This is a genomic window from Xenorhabdus santafensis (assembly GCF_033949405.1).
Lineage (GTDB): Bacteria > Pseudomonadota > Gammaproteobacteria > Enterobacterales > Enterobacteriaceae > Xenorhabdus > Xenorhabdus santafensis.
Window position 1 is genome coordinate 1 of the sequence record NZ_VCDN01000077.1, and the last position, 2,187, is coordinate 2,187.

General features: G+C 44.3%; 1 protein-coding gene and 2 tRNA genes. 1 reads left to right on the forward strand and 2 read right to left on the reverse strand.

Annotated elements, in window-relative coordinates:
• Positions 1-57: 57 nt before the first annotated feature.
• Positions 58-133, reverse strand: a tRNA-Val gene (locus tag FE392_RS16670).
• 89 nt (positions 134-222) lie between these two features.
• Positions 223-298, reverse strand: a tRNA-Val gene (locus tag FE392_RS16675).
• 269 nt (positions 299-567) lie between these two features.
• Between FE392_RS16675 and gltX the strand changes: the two genes are divergently transcribed.
• Positions 568-1,983: a glutamate--tRNA ligase gene (gltX, locus tag FE392_RS16680; protein WP_319931333.1), complete on the forward strand. Its 1,416-nt coding sequence runs from the start codon at positions 568-570 to the stop codon at positions 1,981-1,983.
• Positions 1,984-2,187 lie beyond the last annotated feature (204 nt).

Sequence of the window (2,187 nt, forward strand, 5' to 3'; positions counted from 1 at the left end):
GAGCTAATCGCCCACTTCATGATGACTATAACGACATCTATACCACTGAGTTATGATTGGTGGGCGATACCAGATTCGAACTGATGACCCCCTCCTTGTAAGGGAGATGCTCTACCAACTGAGCTAATCGCCCAATCATAAAATCATTTTTTACTGCTTTATCAAGTGCTTATCACTACGGTTATCTTTGCCATATCAATCACAGATTATCTCTGAAATGTATGGTGGGCGATACCAGATTCGAACTGATGACCCCCTCCTTGTAAGGGAGATGCTCTACCAACTGAGCTAATCGCCCCGTCGTGATGGAGTCGCATTATAGGGATAGTTCGAGGTGAGTCAACGGTTTTTATTACGAAAACTATCGTTCGTTGTAAAATTAAACAGAATGAAACAATTATAATCACGCTGGGGTAGCATTTAATCAATATCTTTTGGCTTTTCTCAATAACCTACCGTTAACGCCATTGAGGAATTGAAGTCCAGTGATAAAATACCCCCCACTATTGTTACATCAATCATCCAAAACGTTATCTAAAAAGAGAAACGTAATTAAGGCAATTCCTGATGAGTAAAATTAAAACCCGTTTTGCACCAAGCCCAACTGGCTATCTTCACGTTGGTGGTGCGCGTACCGCTCTTTATTCTTGGTTATACAGCCGCCACAATAAAGGTGAGTTTGTTCTTCGTATTGAAGACACCGATCTGGAGCGTTCCACTCAAGATGCCATCGACGCAATTATGGACGGGATGAACTGGTTAAATCTAAATTGGGATGAAGGCCCATATTATCAGACCAAACGTTTCGATCGTTATAACCAAGTTATTGATGAGATGCTGGAACAAGGTACAGCTTACCGCTGTTACTGCTCCAAAGAACATTTGGAACAACTGCGTGAAACTCAGATGGCAAATGGTGAAAAGCCACGTTATAACGGGCATTGCCGTGATAGCGATTGCCAGCACAACCATGATGAGCCACATGTTGTGCGTTTCCGCAATCCACAGGAAGGTTCTGTCATTTTTAATGACAGCATCCGTGGCCCAATTGAATTCAGCAACCAAGAACTGGATGATTTGATTATTCGTCGCACCGACGGCTCACCGACTTATAACTTCTGTGTGGTAATTGATGACTGGGATATGGAAATTACTCACGTTATTCGTGGTGAAGACCATATTAACAATACGCCGCGTCAGATTAATATCCTGAAAGCCCTAGGCGCTCCAGTGCCAGAATATGCACACGTATCCATGATCCTCGGTGATGACGGTAAAAAACTGTCCAAACGCCATGGCGCGGTCAGTGTGATGCAGTATCGCGACGACGGTTATCTGCCAGAAGCGCTGCTGAACTATCTGGTACGCTTGGGCTGGTCACATGGCGATCAGGAAATTTTCACCGTTGAAGAAATGACGGAATTATTCAGCCTGGATGCTATCAGCAAATCTGCCAGTGCATTCAATACTGAAAAGCTGCAATGGTTGAATCATCATTACATCAATACCCTGCCAGCAGAAAAAGTTGCTGTGCACTTGGCATGGCACATTGAACAGCAAGGCATTGATACCCGCACTGGCCCAGAATTGGTTGATTTGATCAAATTGTTGGGCGAACGCAGCAAAACACTGAAAGAGATGGCTGAGTCTTGCCGTTACTTCTATGAAGAATTTGCAGAGTTTGATGCCGATGCAGCGAAAAAACACTTGCGCCCTGTTGCTCGCCAGCCTCTGGAAGTCGCCCGTGCCAAACTGGCGGACATTACTGAGTGGACACCAGAAAATATCCATCATGCCATTCAGGCAACCGCTGACGAATTAGAAGTAGGTATGGGCAAGGTTGGTATGCCACTGCGTGTTGCTGTCACAGGCGCAGGACAATCCCCAAGTGTTGATGTAACAATTCACGCCATCAACCAAGCTCGTTCTTTGGCTCGAATTGATAAAGCGCTGGCTTATATCGCCCAACGCGAAGCTCAATAAGCTACCATTGAATAATTTGATATAACATAATAAAGGCACTCAACTTATCGCAGTGTCTTTATTTTTATCATTTGAATTAACCATTGATGGCTTTTTCGGCACTTACACAATGAATATTAATGAACCCATTGACAGAGTTCTCCGGGTCTCATATGATTCGCCCCGTTCTACAGGATTTTGATTTGGGGCTATAGCTCAGCTGGG